Annotated in this window: 4 protein-coding genes; 3 read left to right on the forward strand and 1 reads right to left on the reverse strand. The window is 50.1% G+C overall.

The window, feature by feature from the left end:
• From Q0294_RS06050 to Q0294_RS06060, 3 genes are all read left to right on the forward strand, one after another.
• A partial coding sequence (locus Q0294_RS06050; protein ID WP_299461938.1) for a hypothetical protein occupies positions 1-313 on the forward strand: 313 nt, incomplete at its 5' end.
• Between the two features lie 230 nt (positions 314-543).
• Entirely contained in the window at positions 544-2,283 is a 1,740-nt protein-coding gene (locus Q0294_RS06055) for a SulP family inorganic anion transporter (RefSeq protein ID WP_299461940.1), read from the forward strand.
• 723 nt (positions 2,284-3,006) lie between these two features.
• On the forward strand, positions 3,007-3,582 hold the full coding sequence (locus Q0294_RS06060) for a hypothetical protein (RefSeq protein ID WP_299461942.1): 576 nt from the start codon (positions 3,007-3,009) through the stop codon (positions 3,580-3,582).
• A gap of 31 nt (positions 3,583-3,613) precedes the next feature.
• Here the strand turns inward: Q0294_RS06060 and Q0294_RS06065 are convergent, their stop codons facing one another.
• Positions 3,614-4,951: a replication-associated recombination protein A gene (locus tag Q0294_RS06065; protein ID WP_299461944.1), complete on the reverse strand. Its 1,338-nt coding sequence runs from the start codon at positions 4,949-4,951 to the stop codon at positions 3,614-3,616.
• Positions 4,952-5,133 lie beyond the last annotated feature (182 nt).

Here is a 5,133-nt window from a genome sequence, read left to right on the forward strand (position 1 = left end):
TCTATGTATGCTCCGAGCCACCCGCCACCCCCTGATGCTCGTTTTTTGTACAGTGTTTTTATTGGACATTGTCTTTGTATTTGGCGGTCCGTCCCTTGTTGGCTCCCCGGGTGTCAATCCTGACTGGCTTTTTTCTGAGTTTGAGTTAGAACAAAGCGAAGATTTCAGTGAAGAAGAGACGCTGATCCAGGATGTGGAATTCTCGATCGAGATTTCTCTTTCGAATTCCATGCTTCATCACGTTGAATTCAGCGTGAAAGAATCGGATCGATATGAAAGTCATGTCTCCCGCGGCCCCCCTGCCGTCTGCTGATTAATGCCCGGGCGCTCTCCGGCATTTTTCCCGCTTTTAGAATTCGTTTCTATTTCTTTGGCTGCGCTCGCAAATCACGGTTTTTGATGAATGTCAGGTCGGCATTTATCAACGCTGCTGAATTTGTTCCTGATGGAGTACGCAGTTTACGGAAGAATGTTTTTTCTATTTTCTTCTTACTTCTCACCTGAGTGCTATTCTCAGGCTCATTAAATATATGGATGGCTTTCATGTCACAAAATGATCCGAATCAATCTAAGTTTAATTTTCCAAGTTATCTTAGTGAGTTTAATCCCTGGAATAACATCAAAATCATGCACACCAATGTTCCGACAGATATTCTGTCTGGAATCACGGTCGCAGTGATCGCGATGCCACTCGCATTGGCTTTCGGAGTGGCTTCCGGTTTAGGGCCGGAAGCAGGGATGTGGGCCGCCATTTGTGGTGGTATTCTGGTGGGGCTGTTTGGAGGCTCTAATACCGGCGTCAGTGGTCCAACCGGGCCGAAAGTGGTCCAGTTGGCGGCGATTATCGCGGCCACCAAACTGGCCTCCGGTCAACCTGATGTGGTATTTGCCATGTCGATGGTTTTTCTGAGCGGTTTAATCTGTATCATTCTGGCGTTAATGAAAATCGGACGTTTTATCTATTACACACCTTATTCGGTGGTGTCCGGTTTCATGTGCGGGATCGGCGTGATTATTATTCTGCTCGAAATTCCCCCCATGCTGGGTTTTGCCACGCCGAACTCGGTGATTGCAGCCATTAAACAGATTCCCTATGACGTCATGCATGAAAAACCGCATGCCCTGATTATCTCTCTGGCGACATTTTTTACCATTTTGCTCTGGCCTCGCATCACAAAGAAACAATGGCTGCCGGCACCTCTGCTGGGGCTGATTGTTGGAACCTCGATCGCGCACCTCTTTCATTTCGGTGACATTGAATATCTCGGCTCCATGCCAGTCGGCATGCCTCATTTATACTGGCCTGATTTTACCCGCTTTGGTGATATGATTGGTGGTGCCTTTGCATTAGCCGGGCTTTGTATTTTCGACTCGCTGTTGACCTGTCTGGTGGCGGATAACATGACCGGTGAGCGACATAACAGTGACCGCGAAATCTTCGGGCAGGGAATTGCCAATATGGGCTGCGGGATCGTGGGGGGCGTGACGACAGCCACTGCCACCATGCGGACCGTTGCCAATATCAAGTGTGGCGGTAAAACCGGCCTCGCATCAATTACTCATGGTGTGGTACTCCTGGCGTTAATGCTGGGACTGGCTCCTTATGCCACCTACATTCCCATGGCGTGTCTGGCTGGGATTCTGCTCAAAGTGGGTCTGGATATCATCGATTACCGTGTATTACCCGTTTTGCACCGCATGCCTTTAACGGATTCCATCTGTTTCTGGTCGGTTCTGATCCTGACGATATCTGTTGACTTACTGGTGGCGATGGGGGTCGGAATTACGATTGCCTTTGTCCGCATCGTGCAGGAACTGGGGCAGACTTACGAGCAGAATGTGATCAGTTTAAATAAAATGACTCGTCCCTTACCTCCGGATGTTTCCATTCCTGAAGAGCTCAAGGAAAAAGTGCTCAAATTACGACTGGAAGGACCACTGTTTTTTGGTGTGTCGGACACAATCTATCGGGCTTCTTCTGCGTTAGTTGACTACAAGTATCTGATTATCCGTATGGCCCGCGTTCCGATGGTCGATATGTCGGGCGCTTATTTACTGGATGATATTATCGATAAAGCGCATCACCAGGGAGCCATTGTGTTCTTCACCGGTTTAAGACCACAGGTCGAGCGCACTCTGACCCGATTGAAAATTATTGAAAAAGTAACTGAAGAGAACTGCCTGGCGACCTTCAACGATGCGATCCTCCGCATAGAGGAAATCGAGAATGGATCCGCGTCAAAGAAAGGTAAGCTGGAATCAGATCATCTCAGCCGGGTATAAGTAGTTCTGACACCTGACGCCTGACATGGGGACTGCAGTGAGCGATAACGCCGGCTGCAGTCCCATTTTTTTTATGTCTGCGATCTCCGGAACTGGTTGCAAAAAAACGCCCAGGTTTCAATATCGATACAGAGCAACTCGCTCGATCAAGGTTGATACCGGCAGCTGCGAAAAATCACTGAGTTATTTCATGGGCCGCATACTGCTGAGCGGCAGGATGAGGACGTGAATTCCTGCCGCATCCGCTCCCGTTTTTCACGCAACCCGCGGTCGCGCGGCTCGTGATTTTCCCTGGATGCGCGCCTGAAGTGCTTTCAAAATTGCGCTAATGAATACAACACTCGCATTTTCTGACGAAATGTAACGATTGTAGGAATCAGCGCCAGACTGACGATTACGAGCTTTGCGCGAAATATAGTCTGGTGAGTAATTTAGGCCCTGTTTTACAGTGTTGCCAGAGAGTCATGCACTTTAATCAATCCCCCGATTTTCGAATTTTTTTTAAAACTTTTTTATTGTGTTTGGGATACCTCTCTGGCAAAGTAATACCCGTCACTTACCAAGTGTAACTGATTTCATGACGGTGGCTGAAACCATTTTAAAGCACTGCATGAAGCATCCGAGATTTACAACTTTTGCCAAGCGATTAAAACCATGCTTACAATTTCAAAAGACGTCCTGCCGCAGACATTTCTGAGCTACATCGCTTTCAGGATCGCTTTCATGGACACTCTGGAGCGAATCGCTCTGGCAAAGCAGGTAGGAGATGATCCTTTTGAATCATTTGGTTACCTGACTGAAGTTCCATTTTTGCGTAATGTGCCACCGCACGTTCAATTAGACCTGTTATCCGTAACCTGGGCCAAGCATCTGGCCAGTGAGCACGTCGAAGGCGATCTCGTTGATGAGAGCGTGGTCTACGCCGTCTGTGAAACGGCTGCCCGCATTATCGATGAACAACCGGATGAAGCACGTCGTTACCTCGAAGGGGGACCATTGGACGTGCACATTGCCGTTGATCATTTTCTTTCATCGGAAGTCCGCAACCTGCACTTGAATCTATCCAACGAAGGTGACTTTTTACTGATCAGTCAGTTTCAGGATATGCCGCCCGAAGAAGCTTTGCCGATGAAGGCAGAGTTTGGGATTGAAGAAGAAGCGATTGAACCCATGTTCGATGTTTTGATGCAATGGTACATGTCGGTTGATTTCATGCCGAACCTGGAAGGCTTATTGCAGGAACGGGAAGTCGCCAAGGCAATCACCATCGTCGGTTTGAAACAGCAGCCGCTTTGTTAATACGACTGGCGCGATGCACCAGAGGGGGAGCTCAGGAACGGTTGTTATCATCCGTTCCTGTTTTTTTTCGTCTCGACTTAAAAACTTCGAGCCGTTTGCGAATCGTCGCTTCAAAGCCGCGTTCTACCGGCCGATAGTATTCTTTTTCGACCCCCAGATAATCCTGATCAACCCAGCCCTCTTCCGCAGCATGGGCGTACTGATAACCTTCGCCGTGCCCCAGTTGTGTGGCGCCGGAGTAGTGGCTGTCCTTCAGGTGAATGGGCACCGGCAGCAGCGATTTATTTCTGACATCATTCAGCGCTTCATCAATGGCGACATACGAAGCGTTTGATTTGGGCGCGGTTGCAATATAGGTGACGGCTTGCGACAGTAAAATTCGGCCTTCGGGCATGCCGATTTTTTCGATCGCATTGAACACGGACATCGCCAGAATCAGTGCATTCGGGTCGGCGTTGCCCACGTCTTCGGACGCTGCGATCACAATCCGGCGGGCCAGAAACCGCGGATCTTCTCCCGCTTCAATCATCCGCGCCAGCCAGTACAACGCCGCATCCGGGTCACTGCCGCGCATGCTCTTGATCAGTGCACTCGCGGAATCGTAATGATTATCGCCGTCCTGATCGTACTGAATCGCTTTTTTCTGGATCGACTCCTGTGCCACTTCCAGATTGAAAACACGTTCTTCTCCATACAGCGAAAGCACACCGATTTCCAGCGCGTTCAGAGAACGCCGCGCATCGCCGTCGCAGACTTCAATCAGAAAATCCAGCGCTGCGGGTTCAACGGTCACCTTGTGCCGCGCCAGCCCCCGTTTTTCATCGCTGAGTGCCCGCTGCATGAGCTGTCGAATGTCGTCGGGCGTTAACGGTTGAAATTCAAAGATCTGACTGCGGCTGATCAGTGCGGAAACGAGCGAGAAAAAAGGATTCGACGTCGTCGCACCAATCAGCGAGACAACGCCCGATTCCACATCGGGCAGCAGCACATCCTGCTGGACTTTACTGAAATGATGTAATTCATCGATGAACAGAATCGTCTGTTTTCCGCCCGTTGCCAGTTCGTCACGTGCCCGGTCCAGCGCAGCGCGGACCTCTTTGATTCCGGCAGAGGCGGCGTTTAATGCTTCAAAACGACGATCAGACTGCAAGGCGATAAGTTCTGCGAGAGACGTCTTGCCGGTGCCGGGGGAGCCGTAGAAAATCAGCGAACCGATGCGATCTGCCGCCAGAATGCGACGCAGGAGTTTGCCTTCACCCAGAAAATGCTGCTGGCCGACAAATTCTTCCAGCGACCGGGGACGCATGCGGGCAGCGAGCGGCTTGGCTTTTTCCAGATTGCTGGATTCCTGCTGGTCGAACAAACCCATAAAAAAAACCTCCGCCAAGTGATTCAGACGCGGGTATATTAGAACCCGTGATTGCAAAGTGGGAACCTGATAACCCGGGTTGTGTGAGCCGGATATACCGGATATACACGCAGCCGAATTTCGGGGGTCCCCAGTTTAGTATTTGTAGGGTCAACTCACGATTTTGAATCAACAAGGCAGAG

Source organism: uncultured Gimesia sp. (assembly GCF_937919775.1).
Taxonomy (GTDB): Bacteria; Planctomycetota; Planctomycetia; order Planctomycetales; family Planctomycetaceae; genus Gimesia.

Bases quoted from the DNA above. Each gene is read 5' to 3' on its own strand.
- Q0294_RS06065 (WP_299461944.1), bottom strand. From the start codon at position 4,951: ATGGGTTTGTTCGACCAGCAGGAATCCAGCAATCTGGAAAAAGCCAAG.
- Q0294_RS06060 (WP_299461942.1), top strand. From the start codon at position 3,007: ATGGACACTCTGGAGCGAATCGCTCTGGCAAAGCAGGTAGGAGATGAT.
- Q0294_RS06055 (WP_299461940.1), top strand. From the start codon at position 544: ATGTCACAAAATGATCCGAATCAATCTAAGTTTAATTTTCCAAGTTAT.